Annotated in this window: 16 protein-coding genes and 1 tRNA gene; 10 read left to right on the top strand and 7 right to left on the bottom strand. The window is 71.5% G+C overall.

Going from position 1 to position 20,968, the window contains the following annotated elements:
• Positions 1-129 precede the first annotated feature (129 nt).
• Positions 130-1,185 (bottom strand): LLM class F420-dependent oxidoreductase, encoded by a 1,056-nt coding sequence (locus MQP27_RS31985; RefSeq protein WP_242770553.1) that lies wholly within the window; start codon positions 1,183-1,185, stop codon positions 130-132.
• Positions 1,186-1,300: 115 nt separating this feature from the next.
• On the opposite strand from MQP27_RS31985, the gene MQP27_RS31980 reads away from it, so the two are divergent.
• Together MQP27_RS31980 and MQP27_RS31975 are read left to right on the top strand one after the other, a co-directional pair.
• On the top strand, positions 1,301-2,287 hold the full coding sequence (locus tag MQP27_RS31980) for an aldo/keto reductase (RefSeq protein ID WP_242770551.1): 987 nt from the start codon (positions 1,301-1,303) through the stop codon (positions 2,285-2,287).
• Positions 2,284-4,830 (top strand): helix-hairpin-helix domain-containing protein, encoded by a 2,547-nt coding sequence (locus MQP27_RS31975; RefSeq protein WP_242770548.1) that lies wholly within the window; start codon positions 2,284-2,286, stop codon positions 4,828-4,830. Before MQP27_RS31980 ends, MQP27_RS31975 begins: the two co-directional genes overlap by 4 nt.
• A gap of 96 nt (positions 4,831-4,926) precedes the next feature.
• Here the strand turns inward: MQP27_RS31975 and MQP27_RS31970 are convergent, their stop codons facing one another.
• Positions 4,927-5,613 (bottom strand): hypothetical protein, encoded by a 687-nt coding sequence (locus MQP27_RS31970; protein ID WP_242770545.1) that lies wholly within the window; start codon positions 5,611-5,613, stop codon positions 4,927-4,929.
• Between the two features lie 47 nt (positions 5,614-5,660).
• Between MQP27_RS31970 and MQP27_RS31965 the strand changes: the two genes are divergently transcribed.
• Positions 5,661-5,849, top strand: a complete 189-nt coding sequence (locus tag MQP27_RS31965) for a DUF5703 family protein (protein WP_007380901.1) — start codon at positions 5,661-5,663, stop codon at positions 5,847-5,849.
• 104 nt (positions 5,850-5,953) lie between these two features.
• On the opposite strand, the gene MQP27_RS31960 is transcribed toward MQP27_RS31965, so the two are convergent.
• From MQP27_RS31960 to MQP27_RS31950, 3 genes are all read right to left on the bottom strand, one after another.
• A complete protein-coding gene (locus MQP27_RS31960; protein WP_242770542.1) occupies positions 5,954-6,790 on the bottom strand; it encodes a chaplin in 837 nt (278 codons plus the stop codon).
• 108 nt (positions 6,791-6,898) lie between these two features.
• Positions 6,899-7,132, bottom strand: a complete 234-nt coding sequence (gene chpH / locus MQP27_RS31955; protein WP_242770539.1) for a chaplin ChpH — start codon at positions 7,130-7,132, stop codon at positions 6,899-6,901.
• A gap of 137 nt (positions 7,133-7,269) precedes the next feature.
• Positions 7,270-8,595: a M20/M25/M40 family metallo-hydrolase gene (locus MQP27_RS31950; RefSeq protein WP_242770536.1), complete on the bottom strand. Its 1,326-nt coding sequence runs from the start codon at positions 8,593-8,595 to the stop codon at positions 7,270-7,272.
• Positions 8,596-8,783: 188 nt separating this feature from the next.
• Here MQP27_RS31950 and MQP27_RS31945 point away from each other — a divergent pair.
• The 4 genes from MQP27_RS31945 to MQP27_RS31930 all read left to right on the top strand — a co-directional run bounded on the left by MQP27_RS31945 (position 8,784) and on the right by MQP27_RS31930 (position 14,704).
• Positions 8,784-8,871, top strand: a tRNA-Leu gene (locus tag MQP27_RS31945).
• Between the two features lie 312 nt (positions 8,872-9,183).
• Entirely contained in the window at positions 9,184-11,271 is a 2,088-nt protein-coding gene (glgX, locus tag MQP27_RS31940) for a glycogen debranching protein GlgX (RefSeq protein WP_242770532.1), read from the top strand.
• 4 nt (positions 11,272-11,275) lie between these two features.
• A complete protein-coding gene (locus MQP27_RS31935; protein ID WP_242770529.1) occupies positions 11,276-13,423 on the top strand; it encodes an AGE family epimerase/isomerase in 2,148 nt (715 codons plus the stop codon).
• Between the two features lie 66 nt (positions 13,424-13,489).
• Positions 13,490-14,704: an IS701 family transposase gene (locus MQP27_RS31930; protein ID WP_443735760.1), complete on the top strand. Its 1,215-nt coding sequence runs from the start codon at positions 13,490-13,492 to the stop codon at positions 14,702-14,704.
• Here MQP27_RS31930 and MQP27_RS31925 read toward each other — a convergent pair.
• A complete protein-coding gene (locus MQP27_RS31925) occupies positions 14,647-16,341 on the bottom strand; it encodes an ABC transporter family substrate-binding protein (RefSeq protein WP_242770523.1) in 1,695 nt (564 codons plus the stop codon). The two genes, MQP27_RS31930 and MQP27_RS31925, sit on opposite strands and share 58 nt — an antisense overlap.
• A gap of 64 nt (positions 16,342-16,405) precedes the next feature.
• Between MQP27_RS31925 and MQP27_RS31920 the strand changes: the two genes are divergently transcribed.
• From MQP27_RS31920 to MQP27_RS31910, 3 genes are read left to right on the top strand one after another with little or no spacing between them, the layout of a single operon-like run.
• Positions 16,406-17,389: an ABC transporter permease gene (locus tag MQP27_RS31920; RefSeq protein WP_242770520.1), complete on the top strand. Its 984-nt coding sequence runs from the start codon at positions 16,406-16,408 to the stop codon at positions 17,387-17,389.
• On the top strand, positions 17,386-18,264 hold the full coding sequence (locus MQP27_RS31915; RefSeq protein ID WP_242770503.1) for an ABC transporter permease: 879 nt from the start codon (positions 17,386-17,388) through the stop codon (positions 18,262-18,264). Before MQP27_RS31920 ends, MQP27_RS31915 begins: the two co-directional genes overlap by 4 nt.
• Positions 18,261-20,756, top strand: coding sequence for a dipeptide ABC transporter ATP-binding protein (locus MQP27_RS31910; RefSeq protein WP_242770500.1), 2,496 nt, complete (start codon positions 18,261-18,263; stop codon positions 20,754-20,756). Before MQP27_RS31915 ends, MQP27_RS31910 begins: the two co-directional genes overlap by 4 nt.
• On the opposite strand, the gene MQP27_RS31905 is transcribed toward MQP27_RS31910, so the two are convergent.
• Positions 20,737-20,877 carry a hypothetical protein gene (locus MQP27_RS31905; protein WP_242770497.1) on the bottom strand — a complete coding sequence of 47 codons (141 nt, stop codon included), beginning with the start codon at positions 20,875-20,877 and terminating at the stop codon, positions 20,737-20,739. The genes MQP27_RS31910 and MQP27_RS31905 overlap by 20 nt on opposite strands.
• Positions 20,878-20,968 lie beyond the last annotated feature (91 nt).

Below are 20,968 nucleotides of genomic sequence, written 5' to 3'. Positions count from 1 at the left end.
ACCCACGGGGTCACTTCGGGAGCGTAACCGCATGCGCGCACAGGCGTTGTTCCCCGTGACGGCCGTGGCGGGGAAGACCCCCGAGCCCCCACCACGGCCGCGGAAAACCTTCCGTGTGCGAACCCGGTGTTACGCCAGCCCGGCCCGCCCCAGCGCCTCGACCCCGGCGCGCAGCGCGGCGAGCCGCTCGTCGAGGGTGAAGCCGGCCGGGTTGAGCGCCAGGCTCGTCACCCCGGCGGCGGCGTACTCCTTCATCCGGTCGGCGATGCGGTCCACGGAACCGAGCAGCGTGGTCTGGTCGATCAGCTCGTGCGGGATCGCGGCCGCGGCGCCCTGCTTGTCGCCGGACAGGTACTTCTCCTGGACCTCGGCGGCGGCCGCCTCGAAGCCCATGCGCTGGGCGAGCTGGTTGTAGAAGTTCTGCTTGGCGCTGCCCATGCCGCCGACGTACAGCGCGGTGTACGGGCGGAAGGCGTCGGCGAGCGTGGCCACGTCCTTGTCCTCGCCGAGGGCGAGCGGCAGCGTCGGGTGGACGTCGAAGCCCTCCATGGTCTTTCCGGCCTTCTCCCGCCCGGCACGCAGGTACTTGAGCGTGGTCTCCTCCAGGTGCGCGGCGGAGGGGAAGATCAGCAGGGCGCCGTCGGCGATCTCACCGGTCTGTTCGAGGTTCTTCGGGCCGATCGCGGCGATGTACAACGGGATGTGCTCGCGCGTGGGGTGCACGGTCAGCTTGAGCGGCTTGCCCGGGCCGTCGGGCAGCGGCAGCGTCCAGTGCTCGCCGTCGTACGACAGCCGCTCGCGGGTCATCGCCTTGCGGACGATCTCGACGTACTCACGCGTGCGTGCCAGCGGCTTGTCGAACTTGACGCCGTACCAGCCCTCGGAGACCTGCGGGCCGGAGACGCCGATGCCGAGGCGGAAGCGGCCGCCGGAGAGCGAGTCCAGGGTGGCGGCGGTCATCGCGGTCATGGCGGGCTGGCGGGCCGGGATCTGGAAGATGGCCGAGCCGACGTCGATGCGCTCGGTCTGGGCGGCGACCCAGCTGAGCACGGTGGCCGCGTCCGAGCCGTAGGCCTCGGCGGCCCAGCACACGGAGTAGCCCAGGCGGTCGGCCTCCTTGGCCACCTCCAGGTTGTCCGAGTCCATTCCGGCGCCCCAGTAGCCGAGATTGATCCCGAGCTGCATGGCCGTTCCCCTTACCGATCAGTAACGTCGTCCCTGTTGCGCAGACCCTAACCTGTGGAAACTGCTTGTCCACAGGCCCCCACACCACAGGTTCAGGCCAGTAGTGTCGGCGTTCATGGAGCAGAGGCATCTCGGCCGCACCGGCCTTCGTGTGTCCCGTATCGGACTCGGCACCCTCACCTGGGGCAGGGACACTGACGAGCACGACGCCGCGGACCTCTTGAAGACGTTCTGGGAGGCGGGCGGCAGCCTCGTCGACACGGCGGACGTGTACGGCGACGGGGAGGCCGAGTACCTGCTCGGACGTCTCATAGAAGGGCTGGTTCCGCGCCGGGACCTGGTGATCTCGACCAAGGCCGGCAGCGTGCCGGACCCCGACCGGCGCTTCGACGGTTCGCGCGGCCATCTGCTCTCCGCGCTGGACGCCTCACTCACCCGCCTCGGCACGGACTACGTGGACGTCTGGCACGTGCACGCGTACGACCCGTTCACGCCGCTCGACGAGACGCTCCAGGCCCTCGATCTCGCGGTCAGCAGTGGCCGCGCCCGGTATGCCGGGGTCTCCAACTTCTGCGGCTGGCAGCTGGCGAAGGCGGGCACGTGGCAGCTGGCGGCGCCTGGGGTGCGGACGCGGCTGGCGAGCACGCAGATGGAGTACTCCCTCCTCCAGCGGGGCGTGGAACGCGAGGTGTTGCCCGCCGCGCTCGACCTGGGCATCGGCATGCTGCCGTCCTCGCCGCTGGGGCGGGGGGTGCTGACCGGCAAGTACCGGGGCGACGCGCGGCCCGCCGACTCCCGCGGTGCCTCCGAGCACCTGGCCCCGTTCGTCGCGCCGTACCTCGACGACACGGCGAGCCGCATCGTCGACGCGGTGCAGACGGCGGCCGACGGCCTCGCCGTCACCCCCCTCCAGGTCGCCCTCGCCTGGATCCGCGACCGCCCCGGCGTGGCCGCGCCCGTCATCGGTCCGCGCAACGCGCAGCAGCTCACGGCCGCATTGTCAGTGGAGGCCCTTAGTCTTCCTGACGAGATCTGCCGGGCGCTCGACGATGTGTCGGCACCGGTGCACCGCTATCCCGATCACGACTGGAGCACGCTGTGAGCACGGACCCCGAGACCACGGAGCCGACCGAGCCGGGGACCCCGGGCACGGCCACGGAGGGCAACGCCGCGGAGACGGCGGCGGGCCGGGGGGCCGAGGAGGCGGACGGGGCGGGGAAGGCCACGGGCGAGGACGAGGCAGCGTCGTTGGCGGCAGACGGCGGGGCCGAGCCGGAAGCGAGCGGCGGGGAGGGCGCGGGCGCAGGCGCCGAGGGGGTGAGCGCGGGCTACGCGAGCGAGGCCGCGCGTGCCGAGGATGCGGGCGCGGACTCTTCGGGTGAGCCCGTCGGCGCCGGGGATGCGGGTGCGGGCTCCGCGGGTGAGGCCGCGCGTGCGGGCTCCGCGGGTGAGGCCGTAGGTGTGGGTGTCGGTGGTGAAGGTGCGGCTGTTGGGCAGTTGTCCGAGGCTGCGGCCGAGTTGGCGGCTCAGCAGGTTGAGCGGGAGCGGATCAAGCGGCGGAAGGCCGAGAAGGCGGGGCCCATCGCCAGCGGGGCCAAGCTGAGTGGGAAGGCCGCCGACCTGCTCGCCGCCGTGCGGGCCGTGGAGAGCGGCGCCAAGCCCACGGCGACCGTGTTCGACGACCCGACGCCCGCTCCGCGCCGCCCCGCCCCCGAGCCGGTACGGCGGCCGCAGCCGACCCCCGAGCCGGCCGCGCCCGTGGCGGCCCCCGCCGCGGAGGCCGTCGACGCGGTCCGCCGCGTGCTCGCCGACGGCGGCGCCCCGGACGCGTTCGCCCCGCAGGTCGCCGCCGCCCTCGGCGAGGGCGCGGACGAGCAACTCCGCGAGGATCCCTGGCAGTTGCTGCGCGTCACCGGCGTACGGCCCGAGCAGGCCGACGGCTTCGCGCGTGCGCTGCTCGGCGCCGAGGCCGGCCCGGACGACGAGCGGCGGGGCCGCGCGCTGACGGGCTGGCTCCTGGAGCAGGCGGCCGTCGCCGGGCACACCGCACTGGAGATGCAGACGCTCACCGCGGCCCTGGGCCGGCAGGGCGTCCCGGACGCCGAGTCGGCCGTGCAAAGCGCCGTCACGGAGGGCGAGGCGCTGGTCTTCCAGGACGCGCTCGACCCGCGTGCGCCGCAGCCGGAGGAGGACGAGGAGGGCGAGACCGAGGAACAGCCGGTGCGGATCCTGGTCGGCCTGGAGCGGTACGCCCTCGCGGAGGAGAGCCTCGCCGACGGCCTGGCCCGGCTCATCAACTCCGTGCCGAAGGAGGACGGTTCGGCGGAGGGGTGGGAGCGAGCGGCAGCCCGGGCCAAGGGCTCCACGGCCGAGCTGATCCGCGCGGTCGCCGGCCACGGCCTGGTCCTGCACACCGGCGGCGAGGCGTCCCTGACCGAACCGGCGACGCTGCTGCGCGCGGCGACGGCCCTGGGCCTCAGCGCCTGGGCGGCGGCACACACCCCGAGCGGCCGGACACGCTTCGCGGCACGGTTCGACGCGCAGGAAGACTCCACGTCGACCGACTCACCGCGCGCCACATCGGCCGACTCACCCCGGGCCGCCTCCGCCAACTCATCCCGGGCCACCTCGACCGACGCACCCCCGCCCACCTCGACCGACGCACCCCCGCCCACCTCAGTCGGCACCCAGCCCGTGGCCACCGTCGCCGGTCTCCTCTCCGGCGTCGAAGGCCCCGGCCGGGACGCCGACGGCGCCCTGGACCTCGACCTCCTCGTCGTGCTCGACGCGCCTCAACTGGACGTGGAGACGGCGGCGTTGCTCGTCGAGTCCCTGCGGGACGGGGCCCGGCTGGTGCTGGTCGGGGATCCCGCGGTGCTGTGGTCCGCCGGCCCCGGACGGGTCTTCGCCGACCTGCTCGCGGCCCGCGTCAGCCCCCACGTCGCCTCCCGCGTGCCCGACCTCGGCCCCCTCGGCGAACTGGTCTCCGGCATCGGCATCGGCGAGCTGAACCAGGTCGACGCCCCCGGCAAGGAGGTCGTGATCGTGCCGGTGCGGGACGCGGGCGAGGCCGTGCACCGCACCGTCCAGCTGGTCGCCGACTCGGTCCCGAGGGCGATCGGCGTCCCGGCCGACCAGACCCAGGTGATCACCCCGGCCCACGGCGGAGCGGCAGGCACCCGAGCCCTCAACGCCGCCCTCAAGGAACGCCTCAACCCCGGCCCCGGCCGCTTCGCCGGCTTCGACCCCGGTGACCGTGTCGCCTACTCCCCCACGCTCGGCCGGACCGTCCCCGGCCAGGTGGTGAAGGCCGACGCGGAGGGCCTGCACCTGTCCTGCGCGGGCACCCCCGTGGTCGTACCGAAGGACCGGGTGGAGCAGTCCGTACGCCACGGCTGGGCCCTCACCGCGCACCAGGCCGCGGGCACCCGCTGGCCGGCGGCGGTCGTGGTGCTCCCGGGCGACGCGGCGCAGTCCCTGACCCGCCCCTGGGTCTACACGGCCTTCAGTCGGGCGGACCGCCATCTGTCCGTGGTCCACGGCGCGGACCAGGCCCTGCAGCGCGCGGTGACGGAAATCCCCGCCAAGCCCCGCACAACCCGCCTGCCGGTCCTCCTGGCCACCCAACTCCCCACGACCACCTGACCCACCTGACCCACCTGACCCACCTGGACAACCCCCATACACACGAAGGCGGCGGTCAGGGAACCAACCCCCGGCCGCCGCCTTCACCCGACGACGTCAGCGGTCCACGTCGAGCGGTTCCAACTCCTCGTCCTCGTCCAGCTCCACGACCTCAAGGTCGTCCTCGAACTCGTCGTCCACCCCGCCGTCGGCGAACGACGTACTCGCCTCGAACCGACAGATCACCTGGTCCTGCTCCGGCTGCTCGAACGGCGCGTCCAGCCACTCCCCCGGCTCGGGAACCTCCTCCAGCCGCGTCACCCACAGCGTCGAGTCCCCTTCGGCCAGCCCGAACTCCTTGTGCCGCGAAGCGATCTCGTCCGCCTCGAACTCACCGAAGACCAGCTCCAGCGCCTGCGCGGTGTCGAGATCCTCGTCGGTACGCACGGCGACCCCGTCGCCACCCTCCGCGACCTGGATCCGCTCCGCCTGCGCCAGCAGCCGCTGCGGTTCCACCACGGTGTAGTCCTGGCGGATCAGCACGCCGATCGCCTCCGGCTCGGGACCGGTGTACGGCGGCACGGTGGCAGGGATGTCGAACGGCGTGACCTCCTGGTGGGTGTGGAACAGCAGCTCGTCGTACGCCTCGGCGGCCGCCGCCAGCTGGTTGAACGCCTCGTAGACGGCCGGGTCGTCCTCCCCCGACCGGCGTTCGACCGCGGCCAGGTGGCGGTCGAGCGCGGTCTTGACCGCCTCGGCGGCGGCGCGTACCTCGGCAGCGGTGGGCTGCGCAGCATCAGACATAGTGCAGACGCTATCCGTACCGGGCCCCAGCCCGCACAATAGATGCGATGCCGGAATACGAATTTGTCGACGTGTACGTACCGCGCGGGGTCTCCCGCAAGGACGCCACACGCCTGCTGACGGACCATGCCGAGTACGGACACTGGGAGTTGGACCGCCTCAGTCTGATGCGCGACGGCAGCCGCAGGGTGCGGTTGCGCCGGCGGATCATCCGCCAGGTGCGCGCCACGTGGTGAGCGGGGGCGACGACGAAGGAGACGGAAACGGAGCGGGCCCCGCCGTGACGGGGCCCGCTCCGTGATGCGTCCGGTACGGGATGCGCGGGTATGTCCGCTACGCGCTACGCCGACGCACGCGCCTTGCGGTACAGGACCGCGCCCGCGAGCAGCGCCCCGGCACCCACCGGGATCGCCAGGCCCAGCGGCACGTCGCTGCCGGTGTGCGCGAGCTGCGCGCTGCCCAGGGGCTGGGTGACGGACTGGGCGCCCGGCTGGTTGGCGTGCGAGGAGCCGCCCGGGGAGCTCGGGGTACCCGGAGTGCCGGGCTGACCGGGCGTCGTGGGGTTGCCGGGGGTACCCGGTGTACCCGGAGTACCGGGGTTGCCAGGAGTGCCCGGCTGCCCCGGAGTCCCGGGGTTCCCCGGCGGCGTCTCATGGCCGCCGCCCGGAGGCGTACCGTGCCCACCGCCCGGAGGCGTGCCGTGCCCTCCCCCGGCACCGCCGCCGTTGCCGCAGTCGTTGCCCGTGGCGGAGTTCCCGACGCCCACGACGTCGACGGTGTTGCCGCACACGTTCACCGGCACGTCGATCGGGGCCTCGACATGGTTGCCCGAACCGACCCCGGGCGAGTGACCGCTGTGCCCGCCGGCCTGTGCGCCCCCCGAGCCGGAGTGGCCCTGGCCGCCGGAGTCGCCGTAACCGCCGGACGACGAGCCGCCGTGGTTGGCGCAGGAGTTGCCGACCGCCGGGTTGAGCACGCCGACGACGTTGACGGTGTTGCCGCAGGCGTTCACCGGCACGTGCACCGGCGCCTGCACCGTGTTGCCCGACAGCACGCCGGGCGAGTCCGAGGCCGAGCCGCTCGCCCCGGAGTCGGCGTGCGCGTATCCGCCCGCCGCGGCGATCACACCGGTCGCCGCCGCCACGGTCATCAGGCTCTTGCGGGTGACCTGTCGCATTCTGAATTCCCCCCTGCCTTCGATGGAAAAGGCCGGTCGGCCCCGGAGCGCATGGCACGCGCTCCGGAGCCGACGGGCGTGGAACGAAAGACCCTCAACGGGCCGACGTCACTTGTTGATGCAGGTGTTGCCGAAGGCGGGGTTCAGCAGCCCGATCACGGAGACCGTGTTGCCGCAGACGTTCACCGGGACGTGCACCGGCACCTGAACGACGTTGCCGGACGCGACACCCGGGGAGTGCACCGCGGCACCCTGAGCGCCGGCGTCGGCGACGGCCAGGCCCGCACCCGCGAGAACCAGACCACCAGTGGCAGCCGCAGCAGCGACGACCTTCTTGATCATTATTCCTCCTTGTTGGCAATGCGATCCCAAGTAGCGGATCGCATCACCTGTAACGAGGAGGGAGTAATGGAGCTACGAGCTTATGAGCGCATTCACTCTTCTCAGTCAGTTCTGGACACGCAGGCGATTACCGGGGATCACGAAGCGTCGATGAAACGGTCGAGCACGCGCACACCGAACTTCAGGCCGTCGACCGGCACCCGCTCGTCGACGCCGTGGAACATGCCCGCGAAGTCCAGCTCCGGGGGCAGCTTGAGGGGCGCGAAGCCGAAGCCGCGGATGCCGAGGTCGTCGAAGGACTTGGCGTCCGTACCGCCGGAGAGCATGTACGGGATCGCCTTCGCGGCCGGGTCCTCCGCGAGCAGCGCGGACTGCATCGCGTCCACCAGCGCCCCGTCGAAGGTCGTCTCGACGGCCTTGTCGGCGTGCACGTCCTCGCGCCTGACCTTGGGGCCGAGGATCTTGTCGATGTCGGCGAGGAACTCCTCCTCGTAGCCGGGCAGGAAGCGGCCGTCGACGTGTGCGGTGGCCTCGCCCGGGATGACGTTGACCTTGTAACCGGCGCCCAGCTGCGTCGGGTTGGCGGTGTTGCTGAGGGTCGCGCCGATCAGCTTGGCGATGCCGCCGAGGCGGGCGAGGGTGCCCTCCATGTCCTCGGGGTCGAGCTCGGTGCCGAGCGCGTCGCCGAGTTCGTCGAGGAAGGCGCGGGTGGTCTTGGTCACCCGTACCGGGAACTTGTGCCGCCCGAGCCGGGCGACGGCCTCGGACAGTTCGGTGATGGCGTTGTCCCGGTGGATCATCGAGCCGTGCCCGGCGGTGCCGACCACGGTCAGCTTCATCCAGTGCATGCCCTTCTCGGCCGTCTGGATCAGGTAGAGCCGGCGCTGCTCGTTCACGGTGAAGGAGAATCCGCCGACCTCGCTGATGGCCTCGGTCACGCCGTCGAAGAGGTCCCGGTGGTTGTCGACCAGGTGCCGGGCGCCGTACGTGCCGCCCGCCTCCTCGTCGGCGAGGAAGGCCAGGACGATGTCCCGCGGCGGCTTGCGGCCGCTCCTGAGCCGGTCGCGGACGACCGCGAGGGTCATCGCGTCCATGTCCTTCATGTCGACGGCCCCGCGCCCCCACACGCATCCGTCCGCGGCCTCGCCCGAGAAGGGGTGGTGGGTCCAGTCGTCCGCGTTGGCCGGTACGACGTCCAGGTGGCCGTGGATGAGGAGCGCGGGCCGGGACGGGTCGGCCCCCTCGATGCGGGCGACCGTGGACGCGCGCCCCGGATGCGACTCGAAGATGCGCGGTTCGAGCCCCACCTCGGCGAGCTTGCCGGCGACCCACTCGGCCGCCGCCCGCTCACCCGGACCCGAGTGGTCGCCGTAGTTGCTGGTGTCGATCCGGATCAGGTCGCGGCAGAGGTCCACGACCTCGTCCTCGCCGGTGACGGCCCTGGCCGTGTCCGTGTCGCTCACGCTGCTTCCTCCCGCTGTCACTGCTGGTGGTTCCCCTCATCCTCCCTCCGACCCCACCCGCACCCCAAGGCCGGGAGCCGCTCGTCACACGCCGTTCACGCCGGGACAGGGGGTGACCAGGGGCCCTTCGAAAGCCTGGTAGTGTTTCCTTCGTCGCCGCGGGGGAAACCCCGCACGACAGACACCTTGTCCGGGTGGCGGAATGGCAGACGCGCTAGCTTGAGGTGCTAGTGCCCTTTATCGGGCGTGGGGGTTCAAGTCCCCCCTCGGACACCAACCGGAGCCCCCGGCCGCTGAGCGGCCGGGGGCTCCGTCGTCTCTCCGCGGCCCGTGTGGCCGCTTCCCGCCGCCGATGACAGCCGCGGGTCAGGTTCCGCAAGATTCCCGGTGCTTCGGCGTAGTCCCAGCTCCCCGCGCACGCTCCGGCGTACGCCGGGCTCTCCTCGGCGCTCCGGATTTACAATTCACTTGACTCTACCTTACAAGGCTTGTTGACTGGTTCGCAGCCAGTGACTCCCAGGTGGCAAGGGGTGAAGCTCTGTGAGGACCCAGGGAAGTCTGACGATGGAGCGTCGGCCGGAGGCCGCCTTGAGAGTCACCGCGGGGCGCCCCCAGCCGCTGGGCGCCACCGTCGACGCCGACGGCGTGAACTTCTCGGTCTTCTCCGAGCACGCGACACGGGTCGACCTGCTGCTCTTCGACCGCTGCGACGCGCCCCTGCCGTCCCGGGTGGTACGGCTCCATCCCGAGCGGCACCGCAGCTTCCACTTCTGGCACTGCCATGTGGCCGGCATCGGCCCGGGCCAGGTGTACGCGTACCGGATCGACGGCCCGCGCAACACCCACCACTCCGGGGCCCGCTTCAACCACCGCAAGGTGCTCCTCGACCCGTACGCGCGCGCCAACATCAACAGCCGCTGGGACCGCACGCACGCGATCGGCGGCGGGGACAACGTGGAGCACTGCATGCGCAGTCTGGTCGTCGACCTCGACGACTACGACTGGGAGGGCGACCGCCCGTTACGCACGCCGATGGCGGACACGATCATCTACGAGACCCACGTCCGCGGGCTGACCGCCTCCCCGACCTCGCGCACCGCCCACCCCGGCACCTTCTCCGCGGTCGTCGAGAAGATCCCGGAGCTGACGCGGCTGGGCATCACGGCCGTGGAGCTGCTGCCCGTCTTCGACTTCGACGAGACCCAGATCCTGCGCGCCGGCCCGGACGGCACCCCGCTGCACAACTACTGGGGCTACGACCCCTACGGCTTCTTCGCCCCGCACACCGGCTACTGCGCCGAGCCCCATCTCGCCGGTCACATCACCGAGTTCCGCGACATGGTCAAGGCGCTGCACAGGGCCGGCATCGAGGTGATCCTCGACGTGGTCTTCAACCACACCAGCGAGGGCAACGAGTTCGGGCCGACGATCAGCTTCCGCGGGATGGCCAACGACGCGTACTACCACCTGTGGCCGCAGGACCGCAGCCGCTACATGGACTTCACGGGCTGTGGGAACGCGGTCAACGCCAACCACCCGATGGTCACCAAGTTCATCCTGGAGTGCCTGGAGTACTGGGTCACCGAGCACCACGTCGACGGCTTCCGCTTCGACCTCGCCTCCGAGATGTCGCGGGGGCCGATGGGGTACGAGATGGCCGTACCGCCCGCGCTGTGGGCGATCGAGCTGTCGCAGGTGCTCGCCGAGACGAAGATCATCGCGGAGCCGTGGGACGGCGGCGGCCTGTACCAGGTGGGCCGGTTCCCGGGGAAGCGCTGGGCGCAGTGGAACGGGCCGTTCCGGGACGACGTACGGCGGTTCGTGCGCGGGGACGCCGGGCTGGTCGGGGAGATCGCCTCCCGGCTGGGCGGCTCGGCCGACCTGTTCTACCCGCAGCAGGTGCTGCCGACCAACAGCATCAACTTCGTCACCTGCCACGACGGCTTCACCCTCAACGACCTGGTGTCGTACCAGCACAAGCACAACCACGCCAACGGCGAGTCCGACGCCGACGGGGCGCACGAGAACTTCAGCTGGAACTGCGGGGTCGAGGGCCCGACGGACTCCGAGGAGGTCGAGCGGCTGCGGATCCGGCAGATCAAGAACTTCCTGTCGGTCCTGATGCTCAGCCGGGGCGTCCCGATGCTGCTCGCCGGGGACGAGTTCCGCAACAGCCAGCAGGGCAACAACAACGCCTACTGCCAGGACAACGAGACGTCCTGGCTGGACTGGAACCAGGCGGAGAAGGAAACGGAGATACGTTCCTTCACCGAGCGGGTCATCGGTCTGCGCAAGCGTTTCGGGACCTTCCGCGAGGCCCGCTTCTTCACCGAGCGGCGCAACGAACGGGGGCAGGCCGACGTCACCTGGCACGGCACCAAGCTGCTGTGCCCCGGCTGGGACCACTCCGACGCGCGGGTCCTGGCCTGCACCCTGGGCGGGTTCGACGGCGACCCCGACCTGCATCTGATCCTGAACATGTACCACCTGGGCCTGGACTTCGAGCTGCCGCCGATCGACGGGCACCGCTGGTCCCGGGTCCTGGACACCGCCTGCACCGGGCCGCACGACCTGCTGGCCCCGGGCGCCGAGGAGGCCGTCGACGGGGACGTCTTCCACGCCCACGGCCGCAGTGTCGTCCTGCTCGTGGCCCTACCCGACGAGAAGGGCACCTGACGAGATGAGTGCCACCACCGACCGCCGAATCCTCTCCGACACCCTCGCGGGATACGTGACGTACCACAGCCCCACCCAGCACCGGTTCGGGCTGCGCACCTCCGACGGCCGCGAGTTCACCGTGCATCTCGCCCGCAACGTCGTCTCCCGCATCGTCCGCAACCTGGGCGACCCCTACCAGGACACCACCCCGCGCACCCGGGACATGCTGGGCACCGGGCGCTTCCTGTTCGCGTACGGGATCTTCTACGAGTGGGAGGGCGGCTCGCGGTTCGAGGCGAAGGAGATCACCTTCCCCGAGGAGAGCCGCGGCCACTACGTCTTCGAGCACCCCGACTGGTGGGTGCGGCAGGCCGCCGCGATCGCCGACTTCTATCTGCGCGGCCAGTTCCCGGACGGCAAGTTCGACTGGCGCAACTACCGCACCCACCTCACCCTCGACGGCGCGCACCTGCCGGAGCACGCGGGTGAGAACGTGCGGCAGGAGACCGACACCATCTCCCGTCTGGTGTACGGCCTTTCGACCGCGTACCTGCTGACCGGCGAGGACCGGTTCCTGGACGCGGCCGAGAGCGGCACGGAGTACTTACGGCAGTACATGCGCGTCGACGACAAGCAGGACGGGATCGTCTACTGGTACCACGGCATGGACATCACGCCGACCGGGCGGCGCAAGGTGTACGCCTCGGAGTTCGGCGACGACTTCGACGCCATCCCGATGTACGAGCAGATCTACGCGCTGGCCGGCCCGACCCAGACGTACCGGGTGACCGGCGATCCGCGGATCCTGGAGGACATCGACCGGACGGTCGCCCTGTTCCAGCGGTACTTCCGTGATGAGGAGCGCGGGGGCTTCTTCTCGCACATCGACCCGATCAACCTGAGCCCCTGCGACGACGCCCTGGGCCGCAACCGCTCCCGCAAGAACTGGAACTCGGTCGGCGACCACGCCCCCGCCTATCTCATCAACGCCTATCTGGCCACCGGCCGCGAGGACTTCGCCGAGCTCCTGGAGGAGACCGCCGACACCATCGTCGAGCGCTTCCCGGACGAGCCGGACAGCCCCTTCGTACAGGAGCGCTTCCACGAGGACTGGAGCCCGGACCGCACCTGGGGCTGGCAGCAGGACCGGGCCGTGGTCGGACACAACCTGAAGATCGCCTGGAACCTGACCCGGATCCGCGCGCTGCACGACAAGCGGGAGTACGCCGAGACCGCGCGCCGGATCGCCGAGATCATGCCGCCGGTCGGCAGCGACCAGCAGCGCGGCGGCTGGTACGACGTGGTGGAGCGGCGGGCCGACGCGGACAGCGGCATCCACCGCATGGTGTGGCACGACCGCAAGGCCTGGTGGCAGCAGGAACAGGCGATCCTCGCCTATCTGATCCTGGCCGGGACCGGCGACGACCCCGAGTCGCTGCGGCTCGCGCGGGAGGCCGCCTCCTTCTACAACGCCTTCTTCCTGGACCACCAGGACGGCGGCGTCTACTTCAACGTGCTGGCCGACGGGATCCCGTACCTGGTGGGCACCGAGCGGCTCAAGGGCTCGCACGCCATGGCCGGCTACCACTCGCTGGAACTGTGCTACCTGGCGGCCGCGTACACCGGGCTGCTGATCAGTCACGAGCCGCTCACCCTGCACTTCCGCCCGCGCCCGGACGATCTGCCCGGGCGGGAGCTGAGGGTGGCGCCCGATCTGCTGCCGCCGGGTTCGGTGGAGCTGACCCGGGTGTGGATCGACGGCCGAGAGCACCACCATTTCGACGCGAAGCAGCTGACCGTGAAGCTCCCCGAGAGCGACGGGCCGGTGCGGGTGCGGGTCGAGCTGGAGCCCGTGCAGATGCGGCTGCGCATGCGCAGCGAGTTCGACGGCGGCACCGCGCACGTGCGCTGCGGCGGCGCGGTCGACGGCGGTGAGCTCGACAAGTTCCGGCGGGTGCTCGGCGAGGTGATGGCCGCGGGGCCGCAGCGGGTGGAGTTCCATCTGTCCGAGGTCACCGAGATGTGCCGGCCCGCGGTCAACGAACTGCTCGTGCAGCGCACCAAGGCGGGCCTGGACGTCGACTTCGTCGTCGTCGGCCATGTCCTGCCCGAGGTCCGCGAAGCCCTGATGGCCACCGACGCCTTCCTGCTAGAGGGCGAGGAGGACTGAACCGTGACCACCACCACCCTGCCCCTCGGACACCTCGCCACGGAGTCGTACGACCCGCCCTGTGAGCTGCCCGCCGAGCCGGTGGACCTCTCCGCGTACTGCCGGGACCTGTTCGGCACCCTGAGCCGCTCCGACCAGCGGCGCTGGGGCGAGGTCTATGTGCGCGGGCTGCTCGACGTGCCGGGGCGCAAGACGCCGGCCCGGATCTCCGAGCAGGTGCTGGGCCGCCGGGCCGTGCAGCAGATCCAGCAGTTCGTCAACCAGAGCCCGTGGCCGTGCGGGCCGGTGCGCCGGCGGCTCGCCGGGCAGCTGAGCGCGGCCTTCAGGACCGAGGCGTGGTGCGTCGACGAGGTCGTGTTCGCGAAGAACGGCGACCGTTCGGTGGGCGTGGCCCGGCAGTACGCCCCCTCGCTGGAGCGCACGGTCAACTGCCAGCTGGCGCTGGCCACTTCGCTGGTGGGCCGGCACGGCGGGGTCCCGGTGAGCTGGCGGCTGATGCTGCCGGCCCGCTGGGACCGCGACGAACGGCTGCGCACCCAGGCGCACCTGCCGCCGGAGGAGCGGTCCCGGCCGCGCTGGCGGTACATCCTGGAGGCCGTCGACGAGATGCTGGAGGACTGGTACCTGGAGCCGCTGCCGGTCCTCGTCGACTGGCGCGGCGAGAACGACGTGGCGCCGCTGCTGCGCGGCCTGGAGGCGCGCGGGCTGGCCTACCTCGTCGAGGCCTCGCCGAGCACGGCGGTCACCCTGCCGCGGCCCTGTGCCGGATCGCCGTACGGGAGTGGCACGTTGACCGAGCTGGCGGTGCACGCGGCGCAGCACCGCAAGCGGATGCCGATCGCCTGGCAGGACCGGGCGACCGCGCGGATGCGGCAGTCGCAGGTGCTGTCGGCACCGGCGCTGCTGCTGACCGAGGCGCCCCACGGCGGGGGTGCGGGCGCCCGGTCGGCCGCGGCACTGCCGCCGCAGCGGCCGCGGCACCTGGTGACCGACTGGCCCTACGGCCGGCCCACCCCGCGCGCCTACTGGCTGACCAACCTGCCCGGCCGCAAGCTGTCGGACGTGCTGCCGCTCGCCCAGCTGCGGACGCTGTCCGGGGAGAGCCTCGCCCGGCTCCAGCAGGACTTCGGGCTCGCCGACTTCGAGGGCCGCTCCTTCCGCGGCTGGCACCATCACGTCACCCTCGCCTCGGTGGCGATGGGGTACGACGCGCTGAACCGGCCCTACCGCTCCCAGCCGACCGCGGTGAAGTCGGTGTCGCCGAGGCCGGGGACGCCGTAGTTGGCGAGGGTCCTGCGGACCGCGAGGACCTGGGGGCGCTGGTAGAGCAGGACGTCGTGGCCGAGCTGCCAGATCAGGCGGTCGGCCTGGTTGTAGAGCCGGTTGCGGCGTCCGGCGTCCAGGGTGTGCACGGCCCGGTCGAGCAGCCGGTCGACCTCGGGGCTGGAGATCCGGCCGTAGTTCTCGTAGATCTGCTCGCCGCTCGGCTCCCGGTACACGGGATACAGGGTGCTCGGATAGGTCAGTCCGGTGAATCGGAAGATCGCCAGGTCGAAATTCCCGCTGTTGAGGTACTTCGGCAAGTAGTCGTCGGCCGGGACTTTCTGGATCTCCACCTGGATTCCGGCCTGTCGCAGCATCTGCTGGAGGAGTTGGGAGAGGTCCAGACCGAGTCGGTTGGTGGCCTGGCTGAGAACGAAACGGAGCGTCAAATTCTGCCCGTTCCTGGTTCGTGTGCCGCTGTTGCCGTCCCGGTGCCAGCCGCGCTGTTCGAGAATGCGTTCCGCGTCCTTCAGGTCGTACGTTCCGAGCGTTCCGGAATTGTCCTTGTAGCCGGGCTGGTTGGTCATGAAGAAGTGATTGCCGAGCAGCGGGACCCCGACGGGCAGTCCGGTGCCGGCCACCTTGGCGAGGGCCTGCCGGTCGATGGCCTTCAGTACCGCCCGGCGCACCTCGGGGTCGGCGAGCGGGCCCGCGGCGCCGTTCAGTGCCACCTGGACGTCGTCCCAGGCCGAGCCGGTGCGGATGTCCGTGTCGTCGGCGTCCCGCAGGCGGTCGTAGAGGTCGGCGGAGGCGGCGTTGACCGCGTCGAGCTCGCCGTTGAGGAAGGCCTGGACGGCGGTGGCCGGGTCGAGGGTGCGCAGCACGATGCGGTCGAGGCGGGGGCGGGTGCCCCACCATCGGGGGTCGGGTACGGCGGTGAGGGTCTGGGCGGTGGCGTCCAGCGAGCCGATCCGGAAGGGGCCCGCGGTGATGGGCGCGCCCTTGCGCCAGCCGTCGTTGAACTGGGCGGGGGTGCTGTAGGCGGCGGCCGGGTAGAGCGGGGTGAACAGCCGCTGCCAGTCGGCGAAGGGCCGTTTGAAGGTCACCTTCACCTGGTGCTTGTCGGCGCCCTGGCGGATCGAGGCGATGTCCTCGTAGCCGCTGGGGTCGACGATGCGGTAACGCTGGTCGCCGCTGCCGAGGGCGTGCCACTGGGCCGCGAAGTCCCGCCAGCTCAGCGGCTTTCCGTCGGACCACCTGGCCTCCGGGTTGAGGCGGTAGACGACCGTCTGCGGGGCGGAGGAGGTGACGGAGGCGGAGCGGAGGTAGTCCGGCACCGGGTGCGGGGTGCCGACCGCGTCCCGGGCGAAGAGGCGCGGTTCGAGCAGGCTCATGACGGTGGAGACGTCGTCCCAGGCGCCGTCCACCTGGAAGTAGTTGAACTGGGTCAGCCACTGGTAGATCGGGAGCGTGAGGGTGCCGCCCTGTTTCAGCTCGGCCGGGGGCTTCGCGTTGATGTCGGTACGGCCGTAGGCGGGGACCGGTGCGCCGGACTCGTCGTCGGGGGTGCCGCTGCCGTGGGCGGAGGTACAGCCGAACAGGAGAGCAGTGAGGGCAATCCATATCAGCGTGGGCCACAACGGTCTGTTGCGCATGGCAAACCCGGTCATTGTGACGACCTCTCCCCGTATGAGGTTGTCTGGAGCTTAACATCGAGACATGTCAAGGGCGTTGGCAAAAGGCCTCGTGAACTCCCTCGCATTACTAGTCGTTTCAACGTTTCTCTGTTATTGGATTTCTTCCGTCGCGCTCGATCCCCGGGCCTACTACGAGGACCGGACACCGCGTCCGTCCGCGGCGGTCGTGAACGCTCAACTGACCGCACTGGGACTGGATCCGGGCATGCCGGTCACCGACCGCTTCGCGCACTGGGCGCGGCGGGCGCTGCACGGGGATCTCGGCCGCACGCTGGACGGCACCTCGGTGAACGCCGAGTTCGGCAGACGGGTCGGCGTCACGGCGCGGCTGCTGGTGGCGGGCACCGTCGTGGGCACGGTGCTCGGCGTGCTGGCCGGGGTGTGGGCGGCGACGCGGCGCGGCCGGCTACCGGACCGGGCGCTGACCCTGTTCTCGTTCGCGGTGCTGTCGGTGCCGCCCTTCGTGCTCGGCCTGCTGCTGCAGACCGGCGCCCTGTCGGTCAACGACGCGGCGGGCCGTACGGTGATCCGCTACACGGGCGAGAGCACACCGGGCCTGAAGGGCGGCCCGCTCACCCAAGTCGGCGACTCCGCCGTGCACTTGGTGCTGCCGACCCTGTCCGTGGCGCTGGGGGCGATCGCCATGTACAGCCGCTACCAGCGCGGTTCGACCCTGGACGTCCTCGGCTCGGACCATCTGCGCACCGCCCATGCCAAGGGACTCACCCCCGGCCGGGCCCTGCTGCGCCACGGCCTGCGCACCTCGCTCATCCCGCTCACGGCCTTCTTCTCCTTCGGGTTCCTGACCCTGTTCACCGGAGCGGTGTTCACCGAGAAGATCTACGGCTGGCACGGCATGGGCAGCTGGTTCGTGGAGTCCGTGCAGAAGGGCGACGTGAACGCCGCCGTGGCGGTCGAGGTGTTCAGCGCGGCGCTGGTGCTGCTGGCGGGTCTGGTGGCGGAGCTGCTGCATCGCGCGCTCGATCCGAGAGTCCGGCGGGCGTGAGGTACGGCCACGGGGGGCCGCCGGCACGGCGGTTGGTGCGCGCGCCGGGGGCGGTGGCGGGCGCGGCGCTGCTCATCGCCCTGTTCCTGCTGGCGTTCGTCGGCCCGCGGATCTCCGGGTGGGGTTACGCCGACGTCGACTACTCGGCGTTGCACCGGCCGCCGGGCGGCGGGCACTGGTTCGGCACCAACCGGATCGGGCAGGACGTGTTCGCGCAGTGCGCCCGGGGTCTGCAGAAGTCGTTGCTGATCGGGGCTTTGGCGGCGTTCTTCGCGACGGGCCTCGGGGCGGTCGTCGGGGTGTGCGCCGGTTACTTCGGGGGCTGGGCGGACCGGCTGCTGATGCTCTGCGTCGACCTGATGCTGGTGGTGCCGGCGTTCCTCGTCCTGGTGGTGCTGGCGCCGAGGCTGCGCGGGCTCGGCTGGCTCGCGTACGCGGGGCTGATCGCCGCGTTCGGCTGGATGGTCACCGCGCGGGCGGTGCGGGCCATGACGCGGTCGCTGAAGGAGCGTCAGTTCGTGCTGGTGGCACGGCACATGGGGGTGGGGCCGGGCATGGTGATCCGGCGGCACATCCTGCCGCACATGGCGTCCTTCCTCGTCACGGACGCCACGGTGGCGGTGGCCGGGGCGGTGATCAGCGAGACGGGGCTCTCGTACTTCGGCTTCGGGGTGCAGCCGCCCGACGTGTCGCTGGGCACGCTGATCGCGGACTCCGCGGACGTGCCGACGACGTACCCGTGGATGTTCTGGTTCCCGGCGGGGCTGCTGGTCCTGCTGGTGCTCGCCTTCCATCTGATCGGGGACGCGCTGCGCGGGGCGCTGGATCCGGCGGGCGAGGCGGCCGCGGCGGACCTCGCGGGGAGCGGGGCATGACGTCGTCCGGTGAGGTGCTGCTCGACGTGCGGGGCCTGTGGGTCGAGCGGCCCGCCACCCGGCGCTCGCCCGCGCTGTCGCTGGTGCGCGGCGTCGATCTCGTGCTGCGCCGGGGTGAAGTCCTGGGCCTGGTGGGCGAGTCGGGGGCGGGCAAGAGCCTCACCGCGCTCGCGCTGCTGGGGCTGACCCCGCCGGGGCTGCGGGTGTCGGGCTCGGTGCGGCTGCACGGGCGGGAACTCGTCGGGCTGCCCGGGCGGGAGCTGGCCCGGGTGCGCGGCCGTCACATCGCCCTGGTGTTCCAGGACGCGCTCGCCGCGTTCACGCCGGTGGTCAGGGTCGGGGACCAGATCGGCGAGGTGCTGCGGATCCACCGACGGCCGCGGCCGGGGCGGGAGTCGGCGCTGCGGGCGGCGGTCGAGCTGCTGGACGCGGTCGGGGTGCCGGAGCCGGGGCGGGCGGCGCGGTCGTATCCGCACGAGCTATCGGGCGGGATGCGTCAGCGGGCCATGATCGCGATGGCCATGGCGGGGCGTCCGGACGTCATCGTGGCCGATGAGCCGACCAGCGCGCTGGACGTCACCGTGCAGGCGCAGGTCCTCGAAGCGCTGCGGGCCGCGCGGCTGGCCACGGGGGCGGCGCTGCTGCTGGTCAGCCACGACCTGGGGGTGGTGGCCGGCGAGGCGGACCGGGTCGCTGTGATGTACGGCGGGCGGATCGTGGAGAGCGCGGGTGTGGACGCGCTGTACGGGGCGGCCCGGATGCCTTACACGAAAGGGCTGATCGGCTCGGTGCCACGGATCGACCGCGAGACACCGCCCACACCGGTGCCGGGTTCGCCGCCGGCGGCAGGGTGGCCGGGGCCGGGGTGCGCCTTCGCGGCACGCTGCCCGCTGGCCGAGGAGGCGTGCGGGGTGCGTGAGCCGGAACTCGACGGCGCGGACGGCCATTTGACTGCGTGCCATCGGGCGGAGGAGGCGGTGAAACTGAGTGCGGAGGAGCTTTTTCCGCCTTCGGGGGGTGGAGCGCCGCGCCCGGAGGGGCGGGAGGGGGGCGGGCCTCCGCACGGGCGGGGGACGGACGGGGAGGGGCCCCCGTACGGGTGCGACGCGGGCGGGGAGGGGCTGGCCGGGGGGCAGAACGCGGGCACTCAGACGCCGACCGAAAGGCGGAACCTGGGCACCCAGGGGCCAGCCGAAGGACGGAACGCGGGCACGCAGGGGCCAGCCGAAGGACGGAACGCGGGCGCGCAGAGGCCAACCGAAGGACGGAACCCAGGCACACATGATCCAGCCGGAGGGCAGAACCCAGGCACCCAGACGCCGACCGAAAGGCGGAACCCGGGCACCCAGGAGCCAGCCGAAGGGCAGGGCGCAGGCGCGCAGGGGGTGGCCGGAGGGCAGAAGTCGGGTCGGGTGAAGGGGGCGCAAGCGCGGGGCGCTGACGTGGTGTTGCGGGTTTCGGGGCTTGCTCGGTCGTTTCCCGTGCCGGGTGGCAGGGGGAGATGGGCAGGGCTCGGGAGGTCGGGCCGGGTGGGCTCGGTGCGTGAGGTGTGGGGCGTTGAGCGGGTCGATCTGGAGGTGCGGCGAGGGGAGACGCTGGGGCTTGTCGGGGAGTCCGGGGCCGGGAAGTCGAGCGTCCTGTCGCAGGTGGTGTCGTTGGACGCGCCGCAGTTCGGGAGCGTCGAGGTGCTCGGACAGGACGTCGCGCGGCTCGGGCGGCACGAGGTGCGGCGGCTGCGGGGCGCCGTGCAGTTCGTGCCGCAGGACCCCATGTCGAGCCTGGATCCGCGGATGCGGGTGGGCGACATCGTCGCCGAGCCGCTGTGGGTGCAGAAGGTGCCCCGGGCACGCGTCGCCGAGCGGGTCGGCGAGGTGCTGCGGCTCGTCGGGCTGGACGAGGGCGACGCCGCCGGCTACCCGCACGAGTTCTCCGGCGGCCAGCGCCAGCGGATCGCCATCGCCCGGGCGCTGGCCGTACGGCCGCAGTTGCTGCTGCTGGACGAACCGGTCTCCGCGCTGGACGTGTCGGTGGGGGCCGGGATCCTCGATCTGCTGCGCAGGCTGAAGGAGGACCCTGGCCCTGCGTGTCTGTTCGTCTCCCACGACCTTGCGGTGGTGCGGCAGATCGCCGACCGGGTCGCGGTCATGTACGCCGGTCGCATCGTCGAGACCGGCGAGGTCCCTGAGGTGTTCGCGCTGCCGGGCCACCCTTACACCAGGGCACTGCTCGACGCGGTACCGGTGCCGGATCCCGCCATGGTGCGCGGCCGTCCGCGGGTGATCCTGCGGGGCGAACCGCAGTCGCCCGGCGCGGACTTGACGGGGTGCCGGTTCCGGACACGTTGCCCGGTGTTCATGTCGCTTCGGCAGCGGCAGCGAATGCGCTGCGAGCGGGAAATTCCCGAGGCCTTGACGACGGCTGTGGGGGGTGGCCGTTCAGTGGCCTGTCATTTTCCGCTCACCGGCGGCGGATTCAGCAGCAGCCACCGCTGAGGCTGCCCGGCATCTGCACGACGTGCCGGGTCGACGTGCCTCCGCCGGCGAGGAAGGTGCCGCCGACGACCAGTCCGGCGACGAACAGCGTCACCATCAGTATTACCGCGAATTTATGCATCTCTCCTTTTCTCCATTTCCCCTGGAGGATTTGTTTACGATTCCAGTCAATCGAACATTACTTCGCAAGTCAAGTGCAGCTTTTTACATCG

The sequence above is a fragment of the Streptomyces cylindrosporus genome (assembly GCF_022698165.1).
Taxonomy (GTDB): Bacteria; Actinomycetota; Actinomycetes; order Streptomycetales; family Streptomycetaceae; genus Streptomyces; species Streptomyces cylindrosporus.
This window is presented reverse-complemented; position numbering and strand designations above follow the sequence as displayed.

Coding starts and splice junctions, on each gene's coding strand:
- MQP27_RS31985 (WP_242770553.1), bottom strand. CDS start 1,185: ATGCAGCTCGGGATCAATCTCGGCTACTGGGGCGCCGGAATGGACTCG.
- MQP27_RS31980 (WP_242770551.1), top strand. CDS start 1,301: ATGGAGCAGAGGCATCTCGGCCGCACCGGCCTTCGTGTGTCCCGTATC.
- MQP27_RS31970 (WP_242770545.1), bottom strand. CDS start 5,613: ATGTCTGATGCTGCGCAGCCCACCGCTGCCGAGGTACGCGCCGCCGCC.
- MQP27_RS31965 (WP_007380901.1), top strand. CDS start 5,661: ATGCCGGAATACGAATTTGTCGACGTGTACGTACCGCGCGGGGTCTCC.
- MQP27_RS31960 (WP_242770542.1), bottom strand. CDS start 6,790: ATGCGACAGGTCACCCGCAAGAGCCTGATGACCGTGGCGGCGGCGACC.
- chpH (WP_242770539.1), bottom strand. CDS start 7,132: ATGATCAAGAAGGTCGTCGCTGCTGCGGCTGCCACTGGTGGTCTGGTT.
- MQP27_RS31935 (WP_242770529.1), top strand. CDS start 11,276: ATGAGTGCCACCACCGACCGCCGAATCCTCTCCGACACCCTCGCGGGA.
- MQP27_RS31925 (WP_242770523.1), bottom strand. CDS start 16,341: ATGCGCAACAGACCGTTGTGGCCCACGCTGATATGGATTGCCCTCACT.
- MQP27_RS31920 (WP_242770520.1), top strand. CDS start 16,406: ATGTCAAGGGCGTTGGCAAAAGGCCTCGTGAACTCCCTCGCATTACTA.
- MQP27_RS31910 (WP_242770500.1), top strand. CDS start 18,261: ATGACGTCGTCCGGTGAGGTGCTGCTCGACGTGCGGGGCCTGTGGGTC.
- MQP27_RS31905 (WP_242770497.1), bottom strand. CDS start 20,877: ATGCATAAATTCGCGGTAATACTGATGGTGACGCTGTTCGTCGCCGGA.